This is a genomic window from Mycobacterium sp. ZZG (assembly GCF_054786995.1).
Genome location: NZ_JBTBFV010000014.1, coordinates 12822 through 39085, shown reverse-complemented (window position 1 = coordinate 39085; position 26264 = coordinate 12822). Strand labels below are relative to the sequence as shown.

General features: G+C 68.6%; 26 protein-coding genes and 1 tRNA gene. 19 read left to right on the top strand and 8 right to left on the bottom strand.

The annotated features are described in order from the left end of the window. The first annotated feature begins 20 nt into the window (after window positions 1-20). From dnaJ to era, 9 genes are all read left to right on the top strand, one after another. Window positions 21-1169: a molecular chaperone DnaJ gene (dnaJ, locus tag ACXMYJ_RS10850; RefSeq protein WP_260754130.1), complete on the top strand. Its 1149-nt coding sequence runs from the start codon at window positions 21-23 to the stop codon at window positions 1167-1169. An 18-nt stretch (window positions 1170-1187) separates the two neighbouring features. Then, window positions 1188-1928, top strand: coding sequence for a 16S rRNA (uracil(1498)-N(3))-methyltransferase (locus tag ACXMYJ_RS10845; RefSeq protein WP_260754129.1), 741 nt, complete (start codon window positions 1188-1190; stop codon window positions 1926-1928). Between the two features lie 112 nt (window positions 1929-2040). Next, a complete protein-coding gene (locus ACXMYJ_RS10840) occupies window positions 2041-2460 on the top strand; it encodes an MmpS family protein (protein ID WP_260758181.1) in 420 nt (139 codons plus the stop codon). After that, a complete protein-coding gene (locus ACXMYJ_RS10835) occupies window positions 2457-5297 on the top strand; it encodes an MMPL/RND family transporter (protein WP_260754128.1) in 2841 nt (946 codons plus the stop codon). Before ACXMYJ_RS10840 ends, ACXMYJ_RS10835 begins: the two co-directional genes overlap by 4 nt. A gap of 77 nt (window positions 5298-5374) precedes the next feature. Further along, entirely contained in the window at window positions 5375-6430 is a 1056-nt protein-coding gene (locus tag ACXMYJ_RS10830; protein WP_260754127.1) for a PhoH family protein, read from the top strand. Between the two features lie 8 nt (window positions 6431-6438). After that, the gene (gene ybeY / locus ACXMYJ_RS10825; RefSeq protein WP_260754126.1) at window positions 6439-7047 is read left to right on the top strand and encodes an rRNA maturation RNase YbeY; all 609 of its coding nucleotides are present in this window, start codon (window positions 6439-6441) and stop codon (window positions 7045-7047) included. Beyond that, complete coding sequence (locus ACXMYJ_RS10820; RefSeq protein ID WP_260754121.1) at window positions 7044-8342, top strand: hemolysin family protein; 1299 nt, start codon at window positions 7044-7046, stop codon at window positions 8340-8342. Before ybeY ends, ACXMYJ_RS10820 begins: the two co-directional genes overlap by 4 nt. Then, window positions 8339-8656 carry a cytidine deaminase gene (locus tag ACXMYJ_RS10815; RefSeq protein WP_260754119.1) on the top strand — a complete coding sequence of 106 codons (318 nt, stop codon included), beginning with the start codon at window positions 8339-8341 and terminating at the stop codon, window positions 8654-8656. The genes ACXMYJ_RS10820 and ACXMYJ_RS10815 overlap by 4 nt, the downstream gene beginning before the upstream one ends. After that, complete coding sequence (era, locus tag ACXMYJ_RS10810) at window positions 8653-9570, top strand: GTPase Era (protein ID WP_260754117.1); 918 nt, start codon at window positions 8653-8655, stop codon at window positions 9568-9570. The genes ACXMYJ_RS10815 and era overlap by 4 nt, the downstream gene beginning before the upstream one ends. On the opposite strand, the gene ACXMYJ_RS10805 is transcribed toward era, so the two are convergent. Next, a complete protein-coding gene (locus tag ACXMYJ_RS10805; protein WP_260758180.1) occupies window positions 9571-9990 on the bottom strand; it encodes a CAP domain-containing protein in 420 nt (139 codons plus the stop codon). A 76-nt stretch (window positions 9991-10066) separates the two neighbouring features. Continuing rightward, window positions 10067-11593, bottom strand: a complete 1527-nt coding sequence (locus tag ACXMYJ_RS10800; protein ID WP_460356021.1) for an amidase — start codon at window positions 11591-11593, stop codon at window positions 10067-10069. A gap of 63 nt (window positions 11594-11656) precedes the next feature. On the opposite strand from ACXMYJ_RS10800, the gene recO reads away from it, so the two are divergent. From recO to ACXMYJ_RS10780, 4 genes are read left to right on the top strand one after another with little or no spacing between them, the layout of a single operon-like run. Then, complete coding sequence (gene recO / locus ACXMYJ_RS10795; RefSeq protein ID WP_260754114.1) at window positions 11657-12484, top strand: DNA repair protein RecO; 828 nt, start codon at window positions 11657-11659, stop codon at window positions 12482-12484. Then, complete coding sequence (locus tag ACXMYJ_RS10790; RefSeq protein WP_396884582.1) at window positions 12426-13313, top strand: decaprenyl diphosphate synthase; 888 nt, start codon at window positions 12426-12428, stop codon at window positions 13311-13313. Before recO ends, ACXMYJ_RS10790 begins: the two co-directional genes overlap by 59 nt. A 7-nt stretch (window positions 13314-13320) precedes the next feature. Then, window positions 13321-13728 (top strand): hypothetical protein, encoded by a 408-nt coding sequence (locus ACXMYJ_RS10785; protein ID WP_260754108.1) that lies wholly within the window; start codon window positions 13321-13323, stop codon window positions 13726-13728. A 10-nt stretch (window positions 13729-13738) separates the two neighbouring features. Next, a complete protein-coding gene (locus ACXMYJ_RS10780; protein ID WP_260754106.1) occupies window positions 13739-13927 on the top strand; it encodes a hypothetical protein in 189 nt (62 codons plus the stop codon). Here ACXMYJ_RS10780 and ACXMYJ_RS10775 read toward each other — a convergent pair. Together ACXMYJ_RS10775 and ACXMYJ_RS10770 are read right to left on the bottom strand one after the other, a co-directional pair. After that, window positions 13924-14319: a Fur family transcriptional regulator gene (locus ACXMYJ_RS10775; protein WP_460356017.1), complete on the bottom strand. Its 396-nt coding sequence runs from the start codon at window positions 14317-14319 to the stop codon at window positions 13924-13926. The genes ACXMYJ_RS10780 and ACXMYJ_RS10775 overlap by 4 nt on opposite strands. Continuing rightward, window positions 14316-14609 (bottom strand): ArsR/SmtB family transcription factor, encoded by a 294-nt coding sequence (locus ACXMYJ_RS10770; RefSeq protein WP_396885533.1) that lies wholly within the window; start codon window positions 14607-14609, stop codon window positions 14316-14318. Before ACXMYJ_RS10770 ends, ACXMYJ_RS10775 begins: the two co-directional genes overlap by 4 nt. 104 nt (window positions 14610-14713) lie before the next feature. Here ACXMYJ_RS10770 and ACXMYJ_RS10765 point away from each other — a divergent pair, with 104 nt between their 5' ends. Beyond that, window positions 14714-16156 (top strand): glycine--tRNA ligase, encoded by a 1443-nt coding sequence (locus ACXMYJ_RS10765; RefSeq protein WP_396885531.1) that lies wholly within the window; start codon window positions 14714-14716, stop codon window positions 16154-16156. A gap of 66 nt (window positions 16157-16222) precedes the next feature. Here ACXMYJ_RS10765 and ACXMYJ_RS10760 read toward each other — a convergent pair whose 3' ends face one another. Both ACXMYJ_RS10760 and ACXMYJ_RS10755 read right to left on the bottom strand, forming a co-directional pair. Then, window positions 16223-17107, bottom strand: a complete 885-nt coding sequence (locus tag ACXMYJ_RS10760; protein ID WP_460356015.1) for a hypothetical protein — start codon at window positions 17105-17107, stop codon at window positions 16223-16225. 170 nt (window positions 17108-17277) lie between these two features. Continuing rightward, a complete protein-coding gene (locus ACXMYJ_RS10755; protein WP_460356012.1) occupies window positions 17278-19260 on the bottom strand; it encodes a TPM domain-containing protein in 1983 nt (660 codons plus the stop codon). Window positions 19261-19333: 73 nt separating this feature from the next. Here ACXMYJ_RS10755 and ACXMYJ_RS10750 point away from each other — a divergent pair, with 73 nt between their 5' ends. Genes ACXMYJ_RS10750 through ACXMYJ_RS10740 form a run of 3 tightly spaced genes read left to right on the top strand, consistent with a single transcriptional unit; the run spans window position 19334 to window position 22907 of the window. Next, window positions 19334-20608 (top strand): deoxyguanosinetriphosphate triphosphohydrolase, encoded by a 1275-nt coding sequence (locus ACXMYJ_RS10750; RefSeq protein WP_260754093.1) that lies wholly within the window; start codon window positions 19334-19336, stop codon window positions 20606-20608. Between the two features lie 4 nt (window positions 20609-20612). Next, a complete protein-coding gene (dnaG, locus tag ACXMYJ_RS10745) occupies window positions 20613-22556 on the top strand; it encodes a DNA primase (RefSeq protein ID WP_460356009.1) in 1944 nt (647 codons plus the stop codon). Between the two features lie 57 nt (window positions 22557-22613). Next, window positions 22614-22907, top strand: a complete 294-nt coding sequence (locus ACXMYJ_RS10740; RefSeq protein WP_260754085.1) for a DUF7155 family protein — start codon at window positions 22614-22616, stop codon at window positions 22905-22907. Here ACXMYJ_RS10740 and ACXMYJ_RS10735 read toward each other — a convergent pair. Beyond that, complete coding sequence (locus ACXMYJ_RS10735) at window positions 22904-23155, bottom strand: hypothetical protein (protein WP_443187950.1); 252 nt, start codon at window positions 23153-23155, stop codon at window positions 22904-22906. The genes ACXMYJ_RS10740 and ACXMYJ_RS10735 overlap by 4 nt on opposite strands. Window positions 23156-23311: 156 nt before the next feature. On the opposite strand from ACXMYJ_RS10735, the gene ACXMYJ_RS10730 reads away from it, so the two are divergent. Continuing rightward, a tRNA-Asn gene (locus ACXMYJ_RS10730) sits at window positions 23312-23387 on the top strand. 328 nt (window positions 23388-23715) lie between these two features. Next, window positions 23716-24207 (top strand): LppP/LprE family lipoprotein, encoded by a 492-nt coding sequence (locus ACXMYJ_RS10725; protein WP_443187951.1) that lies wholly within the window; start codon window positions 23716-23718, stop codon window positions 24205-24207. 6 nt (window positions 24208-24213) lie between these two features. Here ACXMYJ_RS10725 and ACXMYJ_RS10720 read toward each other — a convergent pair whose 3' ends face one another. Continuing rightward, on the bottom strand, window positions 24214-26175 hold the full coding sequence (locus ACXMYJ_RS10720) for an acyl-CoA dehydrogenase family protein (RefSeq protein WP_443187952.1): 1962 nt from the start codon (window positions 26173-26175) through the stop codon (window positions 24214-24216). Window positions 26176-26264: the final 89 nt, after the last annotated feature.

Here is a 26264-nt window from a genome sequence, read left to right as displayed (position 1 = left end):
TGGGGTGGGAAAGGTTGAGCGTGGCACGCGACTATTACGGGTTGCTCGGAGTGAGCAAGGGCGCGAGTGATTCGGAGATCAAACGCGCCTATCGCAGGCTCGCCCGCGAACTGCACCCGGACGTCAATCCGGACGAAGGCGCCCAGGCCCGCTTCCAGGAGATCAGCGCCGCCTACGAGGTCCTCAGTGATCCGGAGAAGCGGCGCATCGTCGATCTCGGCGGCGACCCGCTGGAATCCGCGTCGGCCGGCGGCGGCGGGTTCTCCGGGTTCGGTGGTCTCGGCGACGTCTTCGAGGCGTTCTTCGGCGGCGGCGCCACCTCACGCGGACCGGTCGGTCGCGTCCGGCCCGGCTCCGATTCGCTGCTGCGGATGCGCCTCGACCTTGAGGAGTGCGCGACGGGCGTGACCAAGCAGGTCACCGTCGACACCGCCATCCTGTGCGACCTCTGCCACGGCAAGGGCACCCACGGCGACTCCTCCCCGATCACGTGCGACACGTGCGGCGGACGCGGGGAGATCCAGACCGTGCAGCGCTCGCTGCTGGGTCAGGTGATGACCTCACGGCCGTGCCCGGTGTGCGGTGGGGTCGGCGAGGTTATCCCGGACCCGTGCAACCGGTGTTCCGGTGACGGACGGGTGCGGGCCCGCCGCGAGATCAGCGTCAAGATCCCCGCCGGTGTCGGCGACGGCATGCGGGTGCGGCTGGCCGCCCAGGGTGAGGTCGGGCCGGGCGGGGGTCCGGCCGGCGACCTCTACGTCGAGGTGCACGAGAAGCCCCACCCGGTGTTCGTCCGTGACGGTGACGACCTGCATTTCACGGTGTCGGTGCCGATGGTCGACGCCGCACTCGGTACGACGGTCACCGTCGACGCGATCCTCGACGGCCCCACCGAGATCACCATTGCCGCGGGCACCCAGCCCGGGTCAGTGACCACGCTTCGCGGACACGGTATGCCGCACCTGCGCTCCGGGGTGCGCGGCGACCTACACGCCCACATCGACGTGGTCGTGCCGTCCCGGCTCGACCATGAGGACATCGAACTGTTGCGCGCGTTCAGGGAACGCACCAAGGACAAGGCGGAGGTGCGCTCGGCCCAGAACGGCAGTGCCTCCTCGCACGGCGGCGGGCTGTTCTCGCGTCTACGTGAGACGTTCACCGGCCGCTGATCCCGCGCCGCCGTCCCGATGCGCAGTCTCTTCTACGTCGACGTCGTTCCCGCCCCAGGCGACCTCGCCATCGTTGACGGCGAAGAGGGACATCACGCCGCCACCGTCTGCCGGACCCGGGCGGGGGAGGAGCTCGACCTCGCCGACGGCGCCGGGGCGATCGCGCACTGCATCGTCGAGGACGTCGCCAAAGGACGGCTGACGGCCAGGGTGCTGGACCGCCGCGTCGCCCCGCCTGCGGCGCCGGCGGTCACGGTGGTGCAGGCCCTGCCCAAATCCGACCGCTCGGAGCTGGCCGTCGAGCTGGCCACCGAGGCCGGGGCGGACGCGTTCCTCGCCTGGCAGGCGTCGCGCTGCGTGGCGCGATGGGACGGCGCCGCGAAGGTGGACAAGGGGTTACGACGCTGGCGCGCGGTGGCCCGATCGGCGGCCAGGCAGTCGCGCCGACCCCGCATCCCCGCGGTCGACGGCGTGGTGTCCACCCGCGACCTGGTCGCGTCGGTGCGCAACGCCGCACCCGGCACGGTGCTGTTGCTGCACGAGTCTGCCACCCGATCCTTCGCCGAAATGCCGGTGGCTCAAGCGGATTCACTGACCCTGATCGTCGGCCCGGAAGGCGGGGTCGCCGACGACGAGCTGGCCGCGCTCACCGCGGCCGGTGCGGTCGCCGTGCGGCTCGGCCCCACGGTGCTGCGCACCTCCACGGCCGCCGCGGTCGCGCTGGGCGCGCTGGGCGCGCTGACCGGCCGCTGGTCCTAGACACCCCCCGGGGGGTAGTCGTCCGCCCGGAATTTAGATAGGTTAGCCTTCCCTCTGACTGTAAGGGCCTGAGGGCTGCGCCGATCTCGAAGGACTCCCGATTCTCACCCGTCTGACCAGAGCGTGGATACCGCTCGTATTGGTGATCGTCCTCGTGGTCGGAGCTTTCTCGGTGTGGCGGATCCGCAACATCTTCGGCTCGCACCAACTGCCCACCTATGCGGGGAACATGTCCGAGGAGGCCAACCGCTCCGACCCGAAGATCGTCCGCTACGAGATCTTCGGTGAGCCCGGGGCCACCGCCGACATCAACTACATCGACGACCAGGGCGATCCGAATCAGGTCGTCGGTGCCGCGCTGCCGTGGTCGATCGAGGTCGAGACGAACTCCCCGGCCATGGTCGGCAACGTGGTGGCCCAGGGTGACGGTGACTTCATCGGCTGCCGCATCCTGGCCGACGACATCGTCAAAGACGAACGGACCGCCTACAACGTGACCGCCTACGTCTACTGCTTCACGAAGTCGGCATGAGAGCGTCGGCCCACCCCGGTCGGTCCCTGCAGGACCCGACGCCCGTTGCCCGCTGGATCCGCCGGCTCGCGGTCCCGATCATCCTGGGCTGGGTGCTTCTGGTCGCGGCGCTGAACCTGCTGGTGCCGCAGCTGGAGGTGGTGGCCGCCCAGAACGCGGTGTCGATGAGCCCGAGCGATGCGCCGGCGATGAAGGCCATGTCGGACATGGGCCGGCTCTTCGGCGAATCGGACTCCGACTCCATCGCGATGGTGGTGCTCGAGGGCGACCAGCCGCTCGGCGACGATGCGCACGCCTACTACGACCGGCTCATCGAAAAGCTGGAAGCCGCACCGGATCACGTCCGCAACATCCAGGACATGTGGGGTGACCCGCTCACCGAGGCCGCCGCGCAGAGCACCGACGGCCACGCCGCGTACGTCGCGCTGAACCTGGCCGGCAACATGGGCGAGACGAAGTCCAACGAGTCGGTCGCGGCCGTGCGCGAGATCGTCGCCGAATCGCCTCCGCCGCCCGGCGTGCAGGTGCACGTGACCGGCCCCGCGGCATTGACCGCCGACGTCAACATCGCCGGCGAGAGCAGCATGGCGCTGATCCTGCTCGTCACGTTCGCAGTGATCATCGTGCTGCTGCTGTTCTTCTACCGCTCGGTGGCCACCGTGGTGCTGCTGCTGATCATGGTCGGCGTTCAGATGTCGGTCGCGCGCGGCGTGGTGGCGGCGCTGGGCCACTTCCAGATCATCGGGCTCTCCACGTTCGCGGTGAACCTGCTGATCTCGTTGGCCGTGGCGGCCGGCACCGATTACGCGATCTTCCTGGTGGGCCGCTACCAGGAGGCCCGTGCGTCGGGGGCGAGCCCCGAAGCGGCCTACTACGAGATGTTCGGTGGCACCGCGCACGTGGTGCTCGGGTCCGGTCTGACCATCGCCGGCGCGATGTACTGCCTGTCCTTCACCCGGATGCCGTATTTCCAGAGTATGGGTGTGCCGTGCGCGGTCGGCATCCTCGCCGGTGTCGCGGTCGCGCTCACCCTGGGACCGGCCATCGTCACCGTCGGCAGCCGCTTCGGGCTGCTCGAACCCAAGCGCGCCATGCGGATCCGGGCGTGGCGGCGGGTCGGTGCAACCGTGGTCCGTTGGCCCGGGCCGATTCTGGTGGCGTCCCTTGCGCTGGCGCTGATCGGGTTGGCCGCGCTGCCCGGCTACCAGACCAGCTACGACGACACCCGCTACATCCCCGAGTCCATCCCGGCCAACGCCGGTCTGCAGGCGGCCACCAAGTACTTCTCGCTCTCACGGATGAGCCCCGAGGTGCTCATCGTCGAAGCCGACCGCGACCTGCGGAACCCGTCGGATTTCCTGATCCTCGACCGGCTCGCCAAACGCGTTTTCAACGTCGAAGGGGTGGCCCGGGTACAGGCCCCGAGCCGGCCCGACGGGGCGCCCATCGCACACACGTCGATCCCGTTCCTGATCAGCATGCAGGGGGTCGGCCAGCAGCAGAACATGAAGCTGATGAAGGACCGCATCGCCGACATGCGCGTCCAGGCCGACGACATCGGCGAGACCATCGCGACGATGAAAAAGATGTACGGCCTGATGACGAAGTTCTCGAACATCACCACCGTGATGATCGACGACATGACGGACATGCGCGACACCGTCCACCAGTTGCGTGACATGGTCGCCAACTTCGACGACCAGTTCCGGCCCATCCGCAACTACTTCTACTGGGAACCGCACTGTTACAACATCCCGTTGTGCTGGTCGTTTCGGTCGCTGTTCGACTCCATGGACGGCATCGGCACGATGACCGACACCTTCGACAAGGCCGTTCTGAACATGGACGAGATGAAGGCATTGCTGCCGGAGATGCTCGCCACGTTCCCGCCGATGATCGAGACCATGGAGAGCATGCGCCAGATGATGCTGGCGACGTACGCCACCATGGGCGGCTTCTACGACCAGATGGACGAGTTGACCCGCGACTCCACCGAAATGGGCAAGGCATTCGACGCCGCGAAGAACGACGACTCGTTCTACCTGCCGCCCGAGGTGTTCGAGAACGAGGACTTCAAGCGGGCGATGGAGAGCTTCTTCTCGCCCGACGGCAAGACCGTGCGGATGCTGATCGCTCACCGCGGCAACCCCACCACCGAGGAGGCGCTGCAGCGCGTCGAGCCGATCAAGATCGCGGCGATCGAGGCGCTCAAGGGCACCCCGCTGGAGAACGCGACGATCCAGCTCGGAGGCACCGCCGCGACGTTCAAGGACATGTCCGACGGCTCCCGCTACGACCTGCTGATCGCGGTGATCTCGGCGCTGTGTCTGGTGCTGATGATCATGCTGGTGCTGACCCGCAGTCTGGTCGCCGCGCTGGTGATCGTGGGGACCGTGACGCTGTCGCTGGGCGCGTCGTTCGGCATCTCGATCCTGATCTGGCAGCACATCGTCGGCATCGAACTGCACTGGATGGTGCTGGCCCTGTCGATCATCGCGCTGATCGCCGTCGGTTCGGACTACAACCTGCTGCTGGTGTCCCGGTTCAAGGAGGAGATCCCGGCAGGGATCAAGACCGGCATTATCCGTGCGATCGGCGGCACCGGCAGCGTCGTCACGGTCGCCGGGGTGGTGTTCGCTCTGACCATGGCATCGATGGTGGTCAGCGATCTGCGGGTGATGGCGCAGGTCGGCACCACGATCGGCCTGGGCCTGCTGTTCGACACGTTCATCGTGCGGGCGTTCATGATGCCCTCGATCGCGACGCTGCTGGGACGCTGGTTCTGGTGGCCCCTGGTGGTTCGGTCCCGCCCCCCGCGCGAACGCCTCAGCTCATAAGCATTGGGCGCTCGCCGGGGGCGGCGCTAAACTGGGGTTTCCCATACCCGACCCAGGAAGCAGGCAGAAAACCTCACGTGGCGCCCCGCGAGAACGCAAGCTCGGCCGCATCTGAATCGTCTTCTGGATCGCTGGTCCGCAGTAGCATCACAGTTCCGCCCGATTACGTCATGGGCCTCCTGGGATCCTCCGACGAGAACCTGCGCGAACTCGAAGAGCTATTGTCCGCCGAGATCCACGTTCGCGGCAACGACATCACCCTGTCCGGTGAGCCCGCCGACGTCGCGCTCGCCGAGCGCGTCATCTCCGAGCTGGTCGAGGTGGTCGGCGCGGGGCAGCGGCTGACGCCGGACGCGGTGCGGCGCGGTGTCGGGATGCTGACCGGCACTGGCGACGAATCGCCCGCCGAGGTGCTGACGCTCGACATCCTGTCCCGGCGCGGCAAGACGATCCGGCCCAAGACGCTCAACCAGAAACGCTACGTCGACGCCATCGACGCCAAGACGATCGTGTTCGGTATCGGCCCGGCCGGCACCGGCAAGACGTATCTGGCGATGGCCAAGGCCGTCAGCGCACTGCAGAGCAAGCAGGTCAGCCGGATCATCCTGACCCGCCCGGCGGTGGAAGCCGGTGAGCGCCTTGGCTTCCTGCCGGGCACGCTGTACGAGAAGATCGACCCTTACCTGCGGCCGCTCTACGACGCGCTGCACGACATGATGGATCCCGAACTGATCCCGAAGCTGATGAGCGCCGGGGTGATCGAGGTGGCTCCGCTGGCATTTATGCGTGGCCGGACGTTAAACGATGCGTTCATCATCTTAGACGAAGCGCAGAACACCACCGCCGAACAGATGAAGATGTTCCTGACGCGGTTGGGTTTCGGCTCGAAAATCGTTGTGACAGGCGATATCACGCAGGTCGACCTGCCCGGCGGTGCGGCGTCCGGCCTCCACGCTGCGATGCGTATCCTCGACGGCATCGACGACATCCACTTCGCCGAACTCACCAGCGCCGACGTGGTGCGGCACCGGCTGGTGTCCGAGATCGTGGACGCCTACGCGAAATACGAGGAACCCACCCTGATGAACCGGGCGCAGCGGCGTTCGTCCGGCTCCGGACGTCCGCGGCGGTAACGACTTTCATGAGTATCGAGGTCTCGAACGAATCCGGTGTCGATGTCTCCGAAGAGGAGCTCATCAGCGTCGCCCGGTTCGTGATCCGCAAGATGGACGTCAACCCCGCCGCGGAACTGTCGATGGTGCTGCTCGACACCGCGGCCATGGCCGATCTGCACATGCGTTGGATGGATCTGCCGGGGCCCACCGACGTGATGAGCTTCCCGATGGACGAGCTGGAACCCGGGGGGCGGCCGGACGCGCCCGAACCCGGTCCCTCGATGCTCGGTGACATCGTGCTGTGCCCGGAGTTCGCCGCCAAGCAGGCCGCCGACGCGGGCCACACGCTCGGTCAGGAACTCGCCCTGCTGACCGTGCACGGAGTGCTTCACCTGCTCGGCTACGACCACGCCGAACCCGACGAGGAAAAAGAGATGTTCGCGCTGCAGCGCCAACTGCTCGAGGAGTGGGTCGCCGACCAGGTGCAGGCGTATCACCAGGACCGGCAGACCGAGAAAGACCGCCGGCTGCTGGACAAGTCGCGCTACTTCGACGATGTGAACTACGGCGACGATGTGAACTACGGCGACGATGTGAACTACGGCGCCGACGTGAACCCCGGCGACACTCCGTGAGCCCGGCCGGCCAACTGATCAGCGCCATCGTGCTGATCTTTCTGGGCGGACTGTTCGCTGCGATGGACGCGGCGCTGAGCACGGTGTCGATGGCCCGTGTCGAGGAGCTGGTCCGCGAGGAACGGCCGGGTGCGGTGCGCCTGGCCCGGGTGATGGCCGAGCGGCCGCGCTACATCAACCTCATCGTGCTGCTGCGCATCACCTGTGAGGTGAGTGCGACGGTGCTGCTGGCGGCGTTCCTCGACGGAACCCTGGGCGTGACCTGGGGGCTGGTGGCTGCGGCGGCGATCATGGCGGTCATCAGCTTCGTCGCGGTGGGGGTCGGCCCCCGGACACTGGGCCGGCAGAACGCCTACACCATCGCGTTGATGACGGCGCTTCCGCTGCAGGCGATCTCGGTGCTGCTGTTGCCGGTGAGCCGGTTGCTGGTGTTGATCGGTAACGCGCTGACCCCCGGCCGCGGCTTCCGCAACGGCCCGTTCGCCTCCGAGATCGAGCTGCGCGAGGTCGTCGACCTGGCCCAGCAGCGCGGTGTGGTGGCCGACGACGAGCGCCGGATGATCCAGTCGGTGTTCGAACTCGGCGACACCCCGGCCCGCGAGGTGATGGTCCCGCGCACCGAGATGGTGTGGATCGAGAGCGAGAAGACCGCGGGCCAGGCCACCTCGCTGGCGGTGCGCAGCGGCCACTCGCGCATCCCTGTGATCGGTGAGAACGTCGACGACGTCGTCGGGGTGGTCTACCTCAAGGACCTGGTGCAGCGCACCTATTACTCGACCAACCGCGGCCGTGACACGCCGGTCTCGGAGGTGATGCGCAAGCCCACCTTCGTGCCGGACTCCAAGCCGCTCGACGAGTTGCTGCGCGAGATGCAGCGCGACCGCGTCCACATGGTGCTGCTGGTCGACGAATACGGTGCGATCGCCGGGCTGGTGACGATCGAGGACGTGCTGGAGGAAATCGTCGGGGAGATCGCCGACGAGTACGACACCGACGAGGTCGCCCCGGTCGAGGACCTCGGCGACGGGCAGTATCGGGTGTCAGCCCGCCTGTCGATCGAAGACCTCGGCGAGCTCTACGACCTGGAGTTCGACGAGAACCTCGACGTCGACACCGTCGGCGGGTTGGTCGCCCTGGAACTGGGCCGCGTCCCGCTGCCGGGCGCCGAGGTGACCTGGGACGGGCTGCGACTTCGGGCCGAGGGCGGGCCGGACCCGCGCGGCCGGGTGCGGGTGGGCACCGTATTGGTCAGTCCTGTCGAAGCACAGCCGGAGAACGCGGAAGGACACGAATGAGCGCGCTCGAACCCGAGGACGCCAAGCTGGTGGTGCTGGCCCGGGGTGCGATGGGCCGGGCCGAGGCGGGCAGCGGGGCCGCGGTACGCGACGCCGACGGCCGCACCTACGCCGGAGCGCCCGTCGCCCTCGACTCCCTGCGCCTGACGGCTCTGCAGGCGGCCGTCGCGGCGGCGGTGTCCAGCGGCGCCACCGGGCTGGAAGCCGCCGTGCTGGTGGGTGGTTCGGCCGACGACGCCGGAGTGGCCGCCGTCCGTGAGCTGTCCTGCGGTGCCGCTGTCATCGTCACCGACCGCGCGGGTAATCCGCTGTGACGGCCGACGCCGAATTCCGGTCCGGCTTCGTCTGTTTCGTTGGAAGACCCAACACCGGCAAGTCCACTCTGACCAACGCGCTCGTCGGCACCAAGGTCGCGATCACGTCGAACCGGCCGCAGACCACCCGGCACACCATCCGCGGCATCGTGCACCGCGACGAGTTCCAGATCGTGCTCGTCGACACCCCCGGTCTGCACCGTCCCCGCACACTGCTCGGTCAGCGGCTCAACGATCTGGTCAAGGACACCTATTCCGAGGTGGACGTCATCGGGCTCTGCATCCCGGCCGACGAAAAGATCGGTCCTGGTGACCGCTGGATCTACGAGCAGATCCGCGCCGTCGCCCCCAAGACCACGTTGGTGGCGATCGTGACCAAGATCGACAAGGTGTCCAAGGACCGCATCGCCGAGCAGCTGCTCGCGGTCAGTGAACTGGTCGGGCCGGACACCGAGATCGTCCCCGTCTCAGCGACTTCGGGAACACAGCTCGATGTGCTCACCGATGTGCTCGCCGCGCAGTTGCCTGCAGGCCCGGCGTTCTATCCCGACGGTGAGCTCACCGATGAACCCGAGGAAGTGCTGATGGCCGAACTCATCCGGGAGGCCGCGCTGGAGGGGGTGCGCGACGAGCTGCCGCACTCGCTGGCGGTGGTGATCGAGGAGGTCGAGCGCAGACCGGGCCGCCCGGAGGACGATCCGCTCATGGACGTGCACGCCATTCTCTACGTCGAACGCGACAGTCAGAAGGGCATCGTGATCGGTAAGGGCGGGGCCCGGCTGCGCGAGGTCGGCACGGCCGCGCGCACTCAGATCGAGAAGCTGCTCGGCACCAAGGTCTTTCTCGATCTGCGCGTCAAGATCGCGAAGAACTGGCAGCGCGATCCCAAACAGCTTGGCAGGCTTGGCTTTTAGCTAGCGAGGCTGGCCGTACACCGCGACCACCACGGTGCGGTCCAGGCTGTTCTCCGACCACACCCCGATCTCGGTGTTTGCGCAATTGCTCATGATCGCCATGTAGTCGGGCCGGTAGTACCACTGGTTGAGGATCTCGATGCCGCTGATCGCCAGTGCCGGGTTGATCGCGACGGTTTCGGCGGCGGTGCCGACGAACCCGGCACGGTTGGCGCGGTCCTGCACGGTGGATCCGTCGGAACCGATGTCGCCGCTCAGTGCCCGGTTGCGCAGGACGTCGTTGGTGTGCCACTGCGCGGCCAACTGCAGCTGCGGGTTGATCTTGATCTCGGTGCCGCAGTTGTTGTTCTTCTGGATCGTGTAGACGTTGACGACGACGCTCTCGTTGAGGCGCCGGTTGTCGGCCTGGGCCACGGGCATCGCCGCCACGGCCGCGCCGACCACCACGAGGGCGGGCAGCGCGCGCGCGAGCCTGCAGACGATCACAGAGCGCAGGTTACGCGACCTGACCGGTGACCGGGTCCGGAGCCGCGATTTTCGGTGTCTCCGCCGGGGCTTGGGGCGTCCACCAGTCCTCTGGCTGATGAGCGGCCCAGCCGTTGAGGGCCTCCAGCGCGGCGGCCAGCGACACCAGAAGCGGTTCGCTGTTGGCCGGGCCCATCAACTGCACCCCGATCGGCAGGCCGTCGGAGGTGAAGCCGGCGGGCACGTTGATCGACGGCCAGCCCAACAGGTTCCACGGCCACGTCACCGGGCACGCCTTGATCATCGTCCGGTCGGTGCCCAGGCCGCCGAGGCCGTCGAACGTGTGCACTTTCGGCGGCGGCAGCGCGGTGGTCGGGGCCAGGACGACATCGGCGAGGTTGAAGATCCAGCCGATGTGCTGTTGGGTCTGTGCTTCCCGGGCGCGGGCCTTGCGCAGCACGTTCTGCGACAGCAGCCAGCCCATCCGCGCGTTGGAGCGGGTGCGTCCGTCCCACCGCACGCCCTGACCCATGCGATCCATCCACTCCGGAATGCCGGATGTCGAGCGGGCGAGGAAGTTCCACGACATCCGCAGGTTGTAGTCGGGGTCGGCGGCGACGATGGTGTGACCCAGCTGGGTGAGTTGGTCGGCGACGGTGTCGAGCGCGGCACCGATCTCCGGGTGCAGAGCCGCGCGGAACACCGTGAACGGGAACTTCGTGGACTTTGCGATACGCAGCGGTCCGGGCGCCCGTGAGACGTAGTCCGATACCCGCACCGGAGGCGGGGTGTGCAGGTCGCCGGGCGCATTGCCCGAGGCGGCATCGAGCAGCAGCGCGGCGTCGGAGACGGTGCGCGCGAGCACCCCGTTGACGGTGATCCCGTTGAACGCCTCGGCCAACGGCGACGTCGAGATGCGTCCGCGTTGAGGTTTGATGCCGACCAGGTGCGTCCACGCCGCGGGGATCCGGACGCTGCCGGCGCCGTCGGAACCGATCGCGGCGGCGACCAGACCGGCCGCCACCGCCGCGGCGCTGCCACCCGACGAGCCGCCCGGGGTGTGCTCCCGTGACCACGGATTGCGGGTGTGTCCGAATGCCGGCCCGCTGGTGAACGGCCACTGGCCTAGTTCGCAGGTGTTGGTCTTACCGACGATCACCGCGCCGGCGGCGCGCAGCCGGCGCACCACCTCCGCGTCGGCCGCGGCGGGACGGACCTCGCCGTCGGCGCCGAACCGGGTCGGCACGCCGGCCACGTCGACGTCGTCCTTGACCGCGATCGGAATGCCGAGGAGCGGATACCGCGACAGGTCCACGCCGGCCGCACGGGTGCGGTCGGCTTCGGCCGCGTCGGCCAGCGCCTGCTGGGCCAGCACCACCCGGAACGCGTTCAGAGTGGGCTGGCTCGCCTCGATGGCCTCCAGCGAGCGGGTCACCAGGTCGACCGAGGTGGCGGTGCCGCTGGCGAGCTGGAACAACTGGTTGCCAAGGGTGGGGAAGCGGCGCCGGGAAGCAGTGGAGACGGGGCGGGAAGGGCTGGAGGAATCGGTGTCGGCCATCACGTACGAGAATATCGGCGCTGCGAACCGGAAATCGTCCCCCGGCAGTGGGAGACTGGGCCGATGCGTCTGTACCGGGACCGGGCGGTGGTGCTGCGTCAGCACAAGCTCGGCGAAGCCGACCGGATCGTGAGTCTGCTCACTCGCGATCACGGTCTGGTGCGGGCGGTGGCCAAGGGCGTGCGGCGCACCCGCAGCAAGTTCGGTGCGCGGCTGGAACCGTTCGCGCACATCGATGTTCAGCTGCACCCGGGCCGGAATCTGGACATCGTCACCCAGGTCCAGGCCATCGACGCGTTCGCCTCCGACATCGTCAGCGACTACGGCCGCTACACCTGTGCCTGCGCGATGCTGGAGACCGCCGAGCGGATCGCGGGGGAGGAGCGCGCCCCGGTGCCGGCGCTGCACAGGCTCACCGTGTCCGCGCTGCGCGCGGTGGCCGACGCCACCCGTCCCCGCGAACTCGTCCTCGACGCCTATCTGCTGCGCGCGATGGGGGTCGCGGGGTGGGCGCCGGCGTTGACCGAGTGCGCGCGGTGCGCGGCTCCGGGCCCGCACCGGGCGTTCCATGTCGGCGCGGGCGGAAGCGTGTGTGTGCACTGCCGGCCGTCCGGGTCGGTGACCCCGCCCCAGGGCGTGCTGGATCTGATGGCCGCGCTCTACGAAGGCGACTGGGAGCACGCGCAGATCTCCACCCCGGCGCACCGCAGTCAGGCCAGCGGGTTGGTGGCCGCCCATCTGCAATGGCATCTGGAACGGCAGTTGCGGACTTTGCCCCTGGTGGAGCGTGTCTACCGGGCAGAGCGGATGGCTGCCGGCGGCATCAGGCAGGATGTTGCGCATGGCAACCAAGCGGAAGAAGGGCTACCCGCAGCTGCCCCCGGCGCCTGACGACTATCCGACCTTCCCGGACAAGTCGACCTGGCCGGTCGTCTTCCCCGAGCTGCCCCCGCACACCAACGGCAAATTCGCCCGGCCGCCGCAGCACACCTCCAAGGAGGCCGCGCCGCAGATCCCGGCCGGTCAGGTGCCCAACCACGTCGCCGTCGTGATGGACGGCAACGGACGCTGGGCCACCCAGCGCGGTCTGGGGCGCACCGAGGGCCACAAGATGGGCGAGGCGGTGCTGATCGACATCACCTGCGGGGCGATCGAGATCGGCATCAAGCACCTCACCGTGTACGCGTTCTCCACCGAGAACTGGAAGCGCAGCACCGAAGAGGTCCGCTTCCTGATGGGGTTCAACCGGGAAGTGGTGCGCCGCCGCCGCGAGAACCTCAACGACATGGGTGTGCGGATGCGCTGGGTGGGATCGCGGCCCCGAATGTGGCGCAGCGTGATCAAGGAGTTCGACATCGCCGAGCAGATGACCGTCGACAACGACGTCATCACGATCAACTACTGCGTCAACTACGGGGGCCGCACCGAGATCGTCGAGGCGGCGCGCGAACTCGCGCAAGAGGCCGTCGACGGCAGGATCAACCCGGCCCGGATCAGCGAGGCCGCGTTCGCCAAGCACCTGCACCGGGCCGACATCCCCGACGTCGACCTGTTCATCCGCACCTCCGGTGAGCAGCGGGCCAGCAACTTCCTGCTGTGGCAGGCCGCCTACGCCGAATACGTCTTCCAGGACAAGCTGTGGCCGGACTACGACCGCCGCGACCTGTGGGCGGCGTGCGAGGAGTACGTCAACCGCAACCGGCGCTTCGGGCGCGCCTAGGAGCCTGATGGAACTGTCGGAGCGCCTGGCGGTCGTGCTGGCCGAGATCCTGCCCGTGACCCGCGAGGACGACGGCGCGCTGACGGTGCAGCACGACGGGACGTTCGCGTCGTTGCGGGTGGTCACCATCGCCAAGGACCTCGACCTGGTGGCGCTGACCCAGGTGCTGGCGTGGGACCTGCCGCTGGACAACAAGATTCGCGCCAAGGTGGCCAAGCATGCGCACGACACGCTGCTGGGCACGGTGTCTCTGGTCGAGAAGATCGGCGCTGCGCGGGGCAACGCCAAGAAGACCGGTGATGTGCTGTTGCGCTACAACTTTCCGGCCGCCGGACTCACTGACGACGCGCTGCGGACGCTGGTGCTGATGGTGCTGTCCACCGGGAGCGACGTGCGACAGGCTCTGACGGGCTAGGGTCGCGGACATGCGCATCGCCATGATCGTCGTCGGTGTCGTCGTCGCGCTGTTCGGCCTGCTGTTCGCCCTGCAGGGGTTCGGCGCGGTGCAGGGGAGCCCGATGAGCAGCACCACGACATGGTCTGTACTCGGACCGATCATCGCGATCGGCGGTGTCCTCATCGCCGTTGCCGGCGCGCGACGGAAGCGGCGTTAGTTCTCGTCTGCGCAGTCGCTGCAGACCCCGAAGATCTCGATGGTGTGGCTGACGTCGGAGAAGCCGTGCTCGCGGGCGACCTCGGCGGCCCACGTCTCGACCTGACCGCCCTGGATCTCGACGGTCGAACCGCAGGCGCGGCAGACCAGGTGATGGTGGTGGTGCTCGGAGCAGCGCCGGTACACCGATTCGCCGGTGTCGGTGCGCAGCGTGTCGACCGCGCCGGCCGCCGCCATCTGCTGCAGCGTGCGGTACACCGTGGTCAAACCTATGCCCTCGCCGCGGCGGCGGAGCTCGTCGTGAAGTTCCTGGGCGGAGCGGAAGTCGTCGATGTTCTCCAGCAGTGCCGAGATGGCGGCGCGCTGCCGGGTGGAGCGGATCACGCCCGTCATTGCGGCTCCTCGGCGGTGTGCGAGACCGCGGCGACCACAATCTCGGCCAGGTGATCGTCGACCAGTCGGTACAACACTTCCCGTCCCGACCGGGAGCCCTCCACCACGCCGGCCGACTTCAGGATGCGAAGGTGCTGGCTGACCAGGGGCTGCGGCACGTCCAGCGCGTCGACCAGTTCGTGGACGCAGCGCGCCTCTTCACGCAGCTGCAGCACGATGGCGATGCGTACAGGTGCGGCCAGGGCGCGCAGCAGATCCCCGGCCGAGTCGAGGACCGCACGGGCCGGCATCTCGGCCGGCGGGGTCCCGGCATGGATGTGCACGTCGGGCACACCTGCCGTAGTGGAAACGGTTTTCATTAGGTGTCACGATACATGCACGACCGCGCATGTCAATGGGGGATGTGACGCGGGCGTCACCGGTGACCTCGCTACGCTGTCAATCCGTGGCTCCGTCTTCGATCATCGACACCGTTGCGAACCTGGCCAAGCGGCGCGGGCTGGTGTTCCAGTCCGGCGAGATCTACGGCGGCACCAAGTCCGCCTGGGATTACGGGCCGCTGGGCGTCGAGCTCAAGGAGAACATCAAGCGGCAGTGGTGGAAGTCGGTGGTCACCGGCCGCGACGACGTCGTCGGCCTGGACAGCGCGATCATCCTGCCGCGTCAGGTGTGGGTGGCCTCCGGCCACGTCGACGTGTTCAACGATCCGCTGGTGGAATGCCTGAACTGCCACAAGCGCCACCGGCAGGACCACATGCAGGAGGCGTACGCCGAGAAAAAGGGGATCAGTGACCCCGATTCGGTGCCGATGAGCGACATCGTCTGCCCGGACTGCGGCACCAAGGGGCAGTGGACCGAGCCGCGTGACTTCAACATGATGCTCAAGACCTATCTCGGCCCGATCGAATCCGAGGAGGGTCTGCACTATCTGCGACCGGAGACCGCGCAGGGCATCTTCGTCAACTTCGCCAACGTGGTCACCACCGCGCGCAAGAAGCCGCCGTTCGGTATCGGGCAGATCGGCAAGAGCTTCCGCAACGAGATCACCCCGGGCAACTTCATCTTCCGCACCCGCGAGTTCGAGCAGATGGAGATGGAGTTCTTCGTCGAGCCGTCGACCGCCCCCGAGTGGCACCAGTACTGGATCGACACCCGGCTGCAGTGGTACGTCGACCTCGGCATCGATCGCGACAACCTGCGGCTCTTCGAGCATCCCAAGGACAAGCTGTCGCACTACTCCGACGGCACCACCGACATCGAGTACAAGTTCGGTTTCGCCGGTAACCCGTGGGGCGAGCTGGAGGGTATCGCGAACCGCACCAACTTTGACTTGTCCACGCACGCAAAGCATTCCGGCGTGGATCTGTCGTTCTACGATCAGGCCAGCGACACCCGATACGTGCCGTACGTGATCGAGCCGGCAGCGGGTCTGACGCGTTCGCTGATGGCGTTCTTGGTCGATGCCTACACCGAGGATGAGGCCCCCAACGCCAAGGGCGGCGTCGACAAGCGCACCGTACTGCGGCTGGACCCGCGCCTGGCGCCGGTCAAGGCCGCGGTGCTGCCGTTGTCGCGCCATGCCGACCTGTCGCCGAAGGCGCGTGATCTGGCCGCCGAGTTACGCCAGAGCTGGAACGTCGAGTTCGACGACGCCGGCGCGATCGGACGCCGCTACCGCCGCCAGGACGAGATCGGCACCCCGTACTGCATCACGGTCGACTTCGATTCGCTGGAGGACCACGCGGTCACGATCCGCGAGCGCGACGCGATGACCCAGGAGCGGGTGGCAATCTCTGAGGTGTGGAACTACCTCGCGGTGCGCCTCAAGGGCAGCTGAGGCTTTTGCCGCGAGCGTGCGTGTCTGCGGCGGACACGCCGTCGAAATCACGAAGTTCACGCACGCTCAGGCCGCCATCCGGCGCATCAATGCGTTCTCGATGCGCCGCACCATGACCGCAGGGTGGTTGCGGACGTCGTCGGACACCACCGACAGCATGCTCCAGCCGATCTCCTGGAGTGCGGCTCGTTTCTGACGGTCCCGGGCGAACCGCTCCGGGTCGCTGTGCCAGTCGAACCCGTCGTACTCGACCGCGAGACTGGCGTCCGGCCAGGCGAAGTCGACGCGCCACATCCGCCAACTGCGGTCGACGAGCTCGTGCTGCAACAGGGGTGCGGGCAGCCGGCCGTCGATCATGGCCAGCCTCGCCTCGCTCTCCATCGGCGATTCGGCCCGAGGGTCTGCCAGCGGGATGAGGTCACGTACCGCCACGATGCCGCGCCGACCGGCCTGCGCCTTGGCAGCGATCGTCAGCTCCCGCCGGTCGCAGCTTCTACTGCGTAGCGCCGCGTCCAGCGTCGCCAACGCCCGTGGCCGCCGGAGGGACCGTGCCACCTCGACGGCGGTCCACGCCGCTGCAGTCGCCGGGCGGCCGTCCGCCACGCTCAACGGGGCACCGTCACGCCGGTGAACGACGAGGCCGTCGCAGTTGCGCAGTTGGTGTCTCGGCGGATTGAGCGCATGGATGTCCCGGGTGTCCTCGGTGTCGAAGCCGTACGCGGCGGCCGCGGTGCCCAGACATATCGCGACGGGCTCGCCGGCCCGCAGGTCGAGGCCGCGCAGTCGCGTCATGGTGTCCGGCTCGACCCGGCTGTACACGCCGGGCCACACCTTGATCAGACGGCCGTCGCGGATCTCGATGTCCAGCCGACTGCGGCTGCAGAATTGCAGCAGCTGGCCGGATGTCGCGACGCCTCCCTGCGCGCCGAACACTTCGTCGAACGCGTTCATGGTCACGATCGTCAGCCGACGACCCGGCTTCACAGCGCGCCGGGCTGCCGGCCTGTGGATCAAGTTCGGGTTGGGGATGAACAGCGCCCGACGAGCGTGCGTGAAGTTCGGATAAGTGGCGGCGTGGCGCCCGCAGACACGCACGCTCGCGGGGGAGGCGACGAGGGCGGTTAGAAGCGGCCGCCGCCTCCGCTGAAGCCGCCGCCGCCGAAGCCCCCACCGCCGCTGAAACCGCCGCCGAAGCCGCCTCCGCCGAACCCACCACGCAGCGCGCCCGAGAGCAGGTTGCCGATCAGGATGCCGCCGATCACCGCGCCCATCTGACCGCCCCCGCCCCCGCCACCGCCGTACGGGCCGTTGAAATGCCGCTGCGCGGCGGTGACGTCCGAGTTGGCCAGCGACTGGGCCTGCGCGGCGAGCATCGCTGCGCCGTTGGCGTGGGCGATGGCCTCGTTCAAGTTCGTCTCGCGCTTGTCGCGAGCGGCCTGCAACTGGCGCACCGCCTCCGCGAGCCGGGTCCGCGCCTCCGGCCCGATTGCCCCGCGGCGGGTGTCGATGTAATCCGACACCGCCCTCACCCGCGACTGCGCGTTGAACAGCGCCTGGTCGAAGGTCCGGCTGAGCCTCTCGATGGTCTCGCGCTCCTGCGCGACCTCGGCAAGCAGCCGGTCGAGTTCCGCGTCGGCTTGGGTGAGCTGGGTGAACGCACCGAGAGGATCGCTGCTGCCGGTGCTTTGCGCGTGCGAAACCGCTTGCACGGCAGCATCCCTGGCCGCGCTCAGCTCGGTGGCCACCGCGACGTTGCCCTGCCCCAGCTGCGCCCCGGCCTGTTTGATGCCGTTCTGGATGTCGGCGATGACGGCTGGTAGGCCGGTCACCGCCCGGTTGATGTCAGTGGACGCGCTGTCGACCGCGTCGAGCAGGGTGCGGGCCTGTCCGAGCGCGGCCTCCGCGGCGTGGATGGCGTCGACCAGGCCGCCCTGCTTGTCGGCGGGCCGGGACACCAGTCCCCGGGCCGTGCCGATGCTCTCGTCGGCGAATGCCAGCCGCTGCCGGGCCTCGTCGATGTTGTCGGCCACCGAAACCAGTGCGGTGTCGGCGAACTGGGACTTCAGGTGCTCCAGGGTCTGTTCGGCCGGTGTCAGCCGGGCGGTCAGGTCGACCATCTGCTGGGTCAGGGTGTCCAGCCTGCTGGGCGCGTTGATCACCAGATCCCGCAGTTGCGCGAACGCCTCCCGCTGCGCTTCGAGTTCCTGGTCGGCCTTCGCCGCGGCGACGATGACGCGGGTGAGCAGATCGCGGCGCTGCATCGGGGTCTCCGGCACCGCGTCGTCGAGGATGTGCCGCACGTTGAGCGCCTGGGCCAGCGTGGTTTTCGCGTTCGCCACCGCCCGGGTGAACGCCGCGGTGTCGTGCTCGCCGAACTCCTCGACGGCCAGCGCCAATTCGCTCTCGCTGGTGCGCACCTCGTTGTCCACGTCGACGACGATCTTGCGGGACAGGTCGTCGAGCGCATCCAGCGGGACCGACGCCAGCGCGTTCGGGTCCGACGGGTCCACCCGCTGGGCCGCCTCGAATTCGGCCTTGCGGCGCTTGCGCCGGCGGCGGCGCTGCCACACCACCAACAGTGCCAGCGCCAGCGCGATGACGGCCAGGGCGACCAGCACGCCGACCCAGCTGACCGAACCGCCGCCACCGCCGGCAAGTCCCTCGGCGGCCGCGACGGCCGCGCCGGCCCAGTCGCCGTTGCGCAGCAGTGGTTCGACGTCGTTGGTCCGGACCTTATCCACGTCGACACCGCGCACCGCGTCGGTCGGCGCCAGCAGCGCGTAGGCCCGGTCGACAGTCGCCACCGCCAGGATCGCGTCCCGATCGCCGAGATCGCTGCGCTGGTAAGTGGTCTGGGCCCACGTCTGCGCGTCCTGGCCGGAGAAGTCCTCGACAAACACCACCCACAGCCGGAGGCGCTTCTCGTTGTACAGTCGGTCGATCGCGGCCTGCACCTCGGCTTTCCCGGCCGCGTCGAGCGCGCCGGCATTGTCGGTCAGGTAGGTGGGCAGCCGCAGCGGCGGCTCGGCGGCGGCCCCGGGGGCGCAGAGAAGCCCCAAGGTCAGGATGGTGAGCAGCATGGGCAGCAGGCGGGCGACGCGCATGTCCGCCAATGTAGTGCGGCACACCCGGACGGCTGCGTTTACCGGGTGATCACCCCTGGCAGACTGTGCTTCGGTGAGCCCACGACTGCAGGACAGCTACGACGCGTTCGACCGCCAGCGCTTGGTGGCCGAACCGGCGAAGAGCGCCGGCCTGCCCGGGACCGACACCGAGCACCGCTCCGACTTCGCGCGTGACCGGGCCCGCGTCCTGCACTGTGCCGCGCTGCGCCGGCTCGCCGACAAGACCCAGGTGGTGGGCCCGCGCGACGGTGAGACGCCGCGCACCCGGTTGACGCATTCGCTGGAGGTGGCCCAGATCGGCCGCGGGATGGCGATCGGTCTGGGATGCGATCCGGACCTCGTGGATCTCGCCGGTCTGGCGCACGACATCGGCCACCCGCCCTACGGGCACAACGGGGAACGCGCCCTCGACGAGATCGTCAAGGCCTTCGGCGGTTTCGAGGGCAACGCCCAGAACTTCCGCATCCTGACCCGGCTCGAGCCCAAGGTGCTCGACGAGCACGGGCGCAGCGCCGGCCTGAACCTGACCCGGGCATCGCTGGACGCGGTGGCGAAGTACCCGTGGTCCCGTGAGGGCGGCCGCCGCAAGTTCGGGTTCTACGGCGACGACATGGCCGCAGCGCAGTGGGTGCGCGAGGGCGCACCCGCCCGGCAGCCGTGCCTGGAGGCGCAGGTGATGGACTGGGCCGACGACGTGGCCTACTCGGTGCACGACGTCGAGGACGGTGTCATCTCCGGCCGCATCGACCTGCGGGTGCTGGCCGACGCCGACGCCGCCGCCTCGCTGGCCCACGTCGGCGCCCAGTCGTTTCCGTCGCTGACCCCCGACGATCTGATGGAGGCCGCCGCGCGGCTCTCGCAGGTGCCGGTGGTGGCGGCGGTGGGCAAGTTCGACGGCACCCTGTCCGCGTCGGTGGCGCTCAAGACGTTGACCAGTGAGTTGGTCGGACGGTTCGCCAACGCCGCGTTGACCGCCACCCGCGAGGTTGCCGGCCCCGGGCGGTTGCGCCGGTTCGACGCCGAGCTGGCGGTGCCCAGCCTGGTGCGCGCCGAGGTGGCGCTGCTCAAGACCCTCGCGTTGCAATTCATCATGTCCGACCACCGGCACCTCCAGATCCAGGCCGATCAGCGCAACCGGATCCACGAGGTGGCGCTGGCGCTGTGGGGGCAGGCGCCGGGCAGCCTGGACCCCCAGTTCGCGGCGGAGTTCGCCGCGGCCCCCGACGACGGCGCTCGCCTGCGGGTGGTTATCGACCAGATCGCCTCCTACACCGAGGGGCGACTGGAACGAGTGCACGAAGCGCGCTCGCCCCGGCCTCTAGACTGAGCGGGTGGCGGCCGAAGCGACTCGAGGACGGGGCAGGATCCCCGACCGCGACATCGCCGCCATTCGTGAACGCGTCAACATCGAGGACGTCGTCGGCGACTACGTGCAGCTGCGCCGGGCGGGCGCCGACTCGCTGAAGGGGCTGTGTCCGTTCCACGACGAGAAGTCCCCGTCGTTCCACGTGCGTCCCAACCACGGCCACTTCCACTGCTTCGGCTGTGGCGAGGGCGGCGACGTCTACGCGTTCTTGCAGAAGATCGAGCACGTCAGCTTCGTGGAGTCCGTCGAGTTGCTCGCCGACCGCGTCGGCTACACCGTCACCTACACCGGCGGCGCGAACACCAACGTCCAGCGCGACCGGGGGAGCCGCAGCAGGCTGCTGGCCGCCAACGCGGCCGCCCAGGAGTTCTACGCCGAACAGCTTCAGAGCGACGAGGCCGCGCCGGCGCGCCAGTACCTGCTCGACCGCAACTTCGACGCGGCGGCGGCCACCACGTTCGGTTGCGGTTTCGCGCCGTCGGGTTGGGACACGCTGACAAAACACCTGCGGCGCTTGGGCTTCGAGTTCAAGGAGCTGGAGGCCGCCGGACTCTCGAGAGAGGGCCGGCGCGGCCCGATGGACCGCTTCCACCGCCGGTTGCTGTGGCCGATCCGGGCCAGCGGCGGCGAGGTCATCGGGTTCGGGGCCCGGCGCATCTTCGACGACGACCCGATGGAAGCCAAGTACGTCAACACCCCCGAGACCGTGCTGTACAAGAAGTCCTCGGTGCTGTTCGGGCTCGACCTGGCCAAGCGGGACATCGCCAAGTCGCACCGTGCGGTGGTGGTCGAGGGCTACACCGATGTGATGGCCATGCACCTGGCCGGGGAGACCACCGCCGTCGCGTCGTGCGGCACCGCGTTCGGCGACAGCCACCTCGCGCTGCTGCGCCGGCTGATGATGGACGACAACTGGTACCGCGGCGAATTGATTTTCGTGTTCGACGGCGACGCCGCGGGGCAGGCCGCCGCATTGAAGGCGTTCGACGGGGACCAGCAGGTGGCCGGAAAGTCCTTCGTCGCCGTCGCCGCCGACGGGATGGACCCGTGTGACCTGCGGTTGCGCTCCGGCGACGGTGCGCTGCGTGACCTGGTGGCGCGCCGTATCCCGATGTTCGAGTTCGCCGTCCGCAGCCTGATCCCGGCCGGCGACGTCCTGGACAACGACCCGCAGGCCAAGGTTGACGCGCTGCGCCAATGTGTCCCGCTGGTGGCCCGGATCCGCGACTACGCGCTACGCGACGAGTACGCGAGGCGCCTCGCGGGATGGACAGGCTGGAACGACGAGGGACAGGTGCTCAGCCGCGTGCGTGAGGAGGCGACCAGGCGGGGCATGCCCGAACGCTCCCGCCGCCGTGGAGCCGCCGCCGAGCAGGCGCCGAACGCCCGGAGCGCGCCCGCCCCGCAGATGGCCAGGCCGGACCCGGCCGATCCGACGTTGTGGCCGCAGCGCGAAGCCCTGAAGTCGGCGCTGCAGTACCCGGCGCTGGCCGGGCCGGTGTTCGACTCGCTGGCCGCGGACAGCTTCACCCATCCCGGCTACGCCGCGGTGCGCGCGGCCGTCGAGGCCGCCGGCGGCACCGGCTCAGGCATCACCGGCGCACAGTGGATCGAGAGGGTGCGCGACCGGGTGGCCGGCCCGGAGACGGCGAGCCTGGTCAACGAACTCGGCGTGGAAGCCATCAACGCCGACGACGAGCGGCTGCCGCGCTACATCGGCGGCGTGCTGGCCCGCCTGCAGGAGGTGTGGATCGGCAGGCAGATCGCCGAGGTGAAGTCGAAACTGCAGCGGATGTCGCCGGTGGAGCAGGGCGACGAATACCACGCGCTGTTCGGGGACCTCGTGGCGATGGAGGCCTACCGGCGCAGCCTGCTGGAACAGGCCAGCGGTAACGACCTGACTGCGTGATGCCGATAGGCGGGTTATGGTGGTCGCGTTGAACCGTCGGGGAGAAGGTGGGTTGTGATGGGCAGGATCCAGGGCAACAGGATGCGGCTGATCGCCGGGGCCATCGCCGCCGCCGCGGTCGCCGTCCCTCTCTACGCGGTCGCCGGCGTGAACGCCGCGGAGGCCAACGCCGGGCCGCGCTGCCTGGCGTGGTTCGGCAACAAGGAGGACGGCAACTGCCTGTCCTACTCCAACGGTTCAGGCGCCACGATCGGCACCCCGCAGATCGGTTTCGGTGACAACGGCTTCGGTTTCTACACCGGCCCGCTGCTGCCGGGCACCACGATCAGTCAGGGCATCGGCGGCAACTAGGGGTTCTTCCTCACCATCGGCTCCGGCTCGAGAACCTCGGTGCCGGAGTCGATGCGTGTCAACTTCACCATCGCCGGGTCGGGGGACACCCGCTCGGCGATTTTGCGTCGCCCGGCTTCGATGACGGCCTTGGCCGCCGGGCTGCCGGTGACGGCCCGGTAGGTGCCCGCGATCTGCTCGAAACGCCGCCGGCCGGCCTTCGTTCCCATCACGTAGCCGACGGCCGCTGCGGCGACATACCCGATCACAGGGCTCCTCCCGGAGGTCTCGAAGTGAGGTGACGTGTCGGGTTCCATCCTGCCTCACGACGGGCTGTACGCGCCGGGCCGGGAGCGCATTGGCACCGTCGCGCCGACGTAGGCTAGAGTGCTCTCTGGCCCGCGGCGCAGACCGCGGGAGGGCAATCCCCTGTAGCTCAATTGGCAGAGCATTCGGCTGTTAACCGAAGGGTTGCTGGTTCGAGTCCAGCCGGGGGAGCCATCAGTTCCCGCCCACCGCCCTGGGCGGTTTCCCGCCCGGGGGCAGTCGGCGAATCTCCTGTGGCCTCGGTGGGAACCCCCTGTCACGGCACGTCCGCACCGCAGTCGGGTGGATACGCTCCTCGCACCGACGCAAGCCTCCGATACTGAGTGTCAACGGGTTTCGCGTCCTACGACGACTACGGGAGCGACGCTCGCCACCATGTCCTTCTCGCCCCCGGTGCGCGCCACGGCGCCCTGTGGTGCTGCGCCGTGGGGCGGCTGCGGATAAGACGCGCGCTCAGAAGCGCTTTGACGGTTGCCCGCCGCGCCCGCATATTCTGAGGCGCATGCGAGTTGCGCGCCTTCAGGGCAGTCATGTGGCGCTGGCCGTGCTGGTCGCCGGCGTGACGGCCGCCGCCGGATGTGGCTGGAGTCCCCCGGCGCCGGCGCCGACGAGTGTGGCCGCCGACTGCGGCCCGGGCCCGACCCCGCAGGCCATCGAGTCCGAATTGTCGCTGCTGCCGCCGGGGTCGTGGCGTGAGACCGCCCGCGGCAGCGCCGCAGACTGTCGGCTGCAGTGGGCGGTGGTGACCTCCGGCGATCAGCCCGACAGCCCGCAGCAGGTGTTGTTCTTCGACGGTGACGAGCCCGTCGGTTCACCGACGATGGACCCGCGGCCCTACATCACCGTGACCCCGCAGGGCCAGCACGACGCCGTCGTGCAGTACCAGTGGCGGCAAGGCCGGGACGAGCCGTGCTGCCCGACCGGTATCGGCACCGCCAAGGTCACACTCGAGGAGGGCAGGCTGACGGTCCTGGACCCGATACCGGGGCCCTGACGTCCGCTAGATGGTCCCCGCGCTGGTCGCGTTCTGCGGGGTGTGCTCGTCGGCGTCGGGGATGTGCTCCGGGTGCAGCATCTCGGCATAGCGCAGCTGCTCGGGGATGCCGAATCCGTCGACGAGCATCTCGGCATAGGGGCGTAGGCGCCGGCAACGGTCGTTGATGCCCCGGGTGACGGCCTTGGCGCGCTCGGTGGACAGGAACCGGTGCTCGACGAACCAGGCCTTGTCCTCTTCGATCACCGACAACGCGTACAGGTCGCACACCATGCCCAGGATCTCGCGGGCCAGGCGGTCCTGGCAGGCGTCGATGCCCGCGACGAAGGCCTCCAGCACGATGCGGTCGATGTGGGCCTGCGCGACGTGCAGCACATGGTCCTGCACCGAGTTGAACGCGTCGAAGGCGCTCATCTCCTTGGCCTTGCTCTGCAGCCGCCGCGCCACCGACGAGATCATGTACTCCTCGCGGTCCTCGAACATCTGGACCTGCGTACCCCGGTTGAAAAGGCTGCCCTCTTCCTCGTTGTCCTGCCGGGTGTCCAGGATGGTTTGCATGATCGTCTGTGCCGCAGTGCGTTTGAGCACCCGCTCACCGGCGAAGTTGGCCGCGAAGCGTACCCACTCGACCGGGCTCATGCCCTTGATGTCGTCGGCGTAGGCGGTCAGCAGCTCCTTGGCCACCAGCTGGAACAGCACGTGGTTGTCGCCTTCGAACGTGGTGAACACGTCGGTGTCGGCCTTCAACGCGATCAACCGGTTCTCGGCGAGATAGCCTGCGCCGCCGCACGCCTCGCGGGCCTCCTGGATGGCGCGGGTGGCGTGCCAGGTGTTGGCCGCCTTCAGGCCCGCGGCGCGGGATTCCAGCTCGCGCTGCTCCTCGGGGTCTGGGTCGTCGGCGGTCTGCAGTTCGTGGCAGCGGGCCACCAGCTCATTTTGAGCGAACTGCAGCGCGTAGGAGCGGGCGATCAACGGAAACAGCCGGCGCTGGTGGACGAGGTAGTCCATCAACAACACCTCACCGCCGTCGGGATCGGAGAACTGCCTGCGCTGCAACGCATACCGGGTCGCGATGTCGAGAGCGACGCGCGCGGCCGCGCCCGCGCTGCCACCGACGGTGACCCGACCGCGGATCAGGGTGCCCAGCATCGTGAAGAAGCGGCGGTTGGGGTTCTCGATCGGGGAGCTGTAGGTGCCGTCGGCGGCGACGTCGGCGTACTTGTTCAGCAGGTTCCCGCGCGGTACCCGGACGTTGTCGAACTGGATGCGGCCGTTGTCGACGCCGGGGAGCCCACCCTTGTAGTGGCAGTCCGACGTCGTCACGCCGGGCAGGTCGTTGCCGTCGTCGTCGCGAATGGGCACCACGAAGCAGTGCACGCCGTGCGTGACGCCGTCCGGGGTGATCAGCTGCGCGAAAACCGCTGCGACCCGGGCGGTCTCGGCTGCGCCGCCGATGTAATCCTTGCGTGACGAGGGGGTGGGGGAGTCGATGACGAACTCCTCGGTGGCGGGGTCGTAGGTGGCCGTGGTTTCCAGCGACTGGACATCGCTGCCGTGACCGGTCTCGGTCATCGCGAAACAGCCGAGCAGCTCGAGGTCGATCAGCTTCTTGACGTACGCCTGGTGGTGACGCTCGGTCCCCAGATTCTCGATGGCGCCGCCGAACAGACCCCACTGCACGCCGGCCTTGACCATCAACGACAGGTCGCTCATCGCCAGCATCTCGATCTGGGTGACCGCGGCGCCGACGTCGCCGTTGCCGCCGTGCTCCTTCTTGAAGCCGTCCTCGGCCGCGCCGCGGGCCGCCATGATCTTCATCTGCTCGGCGACTTTCGTGCGCGCGATGACGGTGTTCGGGGTGTAGTGCGGCCGGAAGATTGCGTTGCTGAGTTCCTGTCGCACCCGGTTCTTCACGTCACGGAAACGGCCGTCGAGTGAGTTGCGCAGATGCTCCGCGGTGGTGGTCATGATGCGACGGTAGCCCTCCGGGCGTGACCGCAAACTGTGATGTGGCAAACCCAGGTAAACCTCATCACCGGGGTGGTGGCGTGCCGGTG

Excerpts from the sequence above, each read along its gene's own strand:
- ACXMYJ_RS10755 (WP_460356012.1), bottom strand. The coding sequence starts at position 19,260 with ATGCGCGTCGCCCGCCTGCTGCCCATGCTGCTCACCATCCTGACCTTG.
- ACXMYJ_RS10835 (WP_260754128.1), top strand. The coding sequence starts at position 2,457 with ATGAGAGCGTCGGCCCACCCCGGTCGGTCCCTGCAGGACCCGACGCCC.
- ACXMYJ_RS10770 (WP_396885533.1), bottom strand. The coding sequence starts at position 14,609 with ATGCCGGCCCGTGCGGTCCTCGACTCGGCCGGGGATCTGCTGCGCGCC.
- ACXMYJ_RS10805 (WP_260758180.1), bottom strand. The coding sequence starts at position 9,990 with ATGCCCGTGGCCCAGGCCGACAACCGGCGCCTCAACGAGAGCGTCGTC.
- ybeY (WP_260754126.1), top strand. The coding sequence starts at position 6,439 with ATGAGTATCGAGGTCTCGAACGAATCCGGTGTCGATGTCTCCGAAGAG.
- ACXMYJ_RS10790 (WP_396884582.1), top strand. The coding sequence starts at position 12,426 with ATGTTGCGCATGGCAACCAAGCGGAAGAAGGGCTACCCGCAGCTGCCC.
- ACXMYJ_RS10760 (WP_460356015.1), bottom strand. The coding sequence starts at position 17,107 with ATGAACGCGTTCGACGAAGTGTTCGGCGCGCAGGGAGGCGTCGCGACA.
- ACXMYJ_RS10845 (WP_260754129.1), top strand. The coding sequence starts at position 1,188 with ATGCGCAGTCTCTTCTACGTCGACGTCGTTCCCGCCCCAGGCGACCTC.
- recO (WP_260754114.1), top strand. The coding sequence starts at position 11,657 with ATGCGTCTGTACCGGGACCGGGCGGTGGTGCTGCGTCAGCACAAGCTC.
- ACXMYJ_RS10740 (WP_260754085.1), top strand. The coding sequence starts at position 22,614 with ATGGGCAGGATCCAGGGCAACAGGATGCGGCTGATCGCCGGGGCCATC.
- ACXMYJ_RS10780 (WP_260754106.1), top strand. The coding sequence starts at position 13,739 with ATGCGCATCGCCATGATCGTCGTCGGTGTCGTCGTCGCGCTGTTCGGC.
- ACXMYJ_RS10765 (WP_396885531.1), top strand. The coding sequence starts at position 14,714 with ATGGGGGATGTGACGCGGGCGTCACCGGTGACCTCGCTACGCTGTCAA.
- ACXMYJ_RS10720 (WP_443187952.1), bottom strand. The coding sequence starts at position 26,175 with ATGACCACCACCGCGGAGCATCTGCGCAACTCACTCGACGGCCGTTTC.
- ACXMYJ_RS10800 (WP_460356021.1), bottom strand. The coding sequence starts at position 11,593 with ATGGCCGACACCGATTCCTCCAGCCCTTCCCGCCCCGTCTCCACTGCT.
- ACXMYJ_RS10725 (WP_443187951.1), top strand. The coding sequence starts at position 23,716 with ATGCGAGTTGCGCGCCTTCAGGGCAGTCATGTGGCGCTGGCCGTGCTG.
- ACXMYJ_RS10785 (WP_260754108.1), top strand. The coding sequence starts at position 13,321 with ATGGAACTGTCGGAGCGCCTGGCGGTCGTGCTGGCCGAGATCCTGCCC.
- ACXMYJ_RS10775 (WP_460356017.1), bottom strand. The coding sequence starts at position 14,319 with ATGACGGGCGTGATCCGCTCCACCCGGCAGCGCGCCGCCATCTCGGCA.
- ACXMYJ_RS10815 (WP_260754119.1), top strand. The coding sequence starts at position 8,339 with ATGAGCGCGCTCGAACCCGAGGACGCCAAGCTGGTGGTGCTGGCCCGG.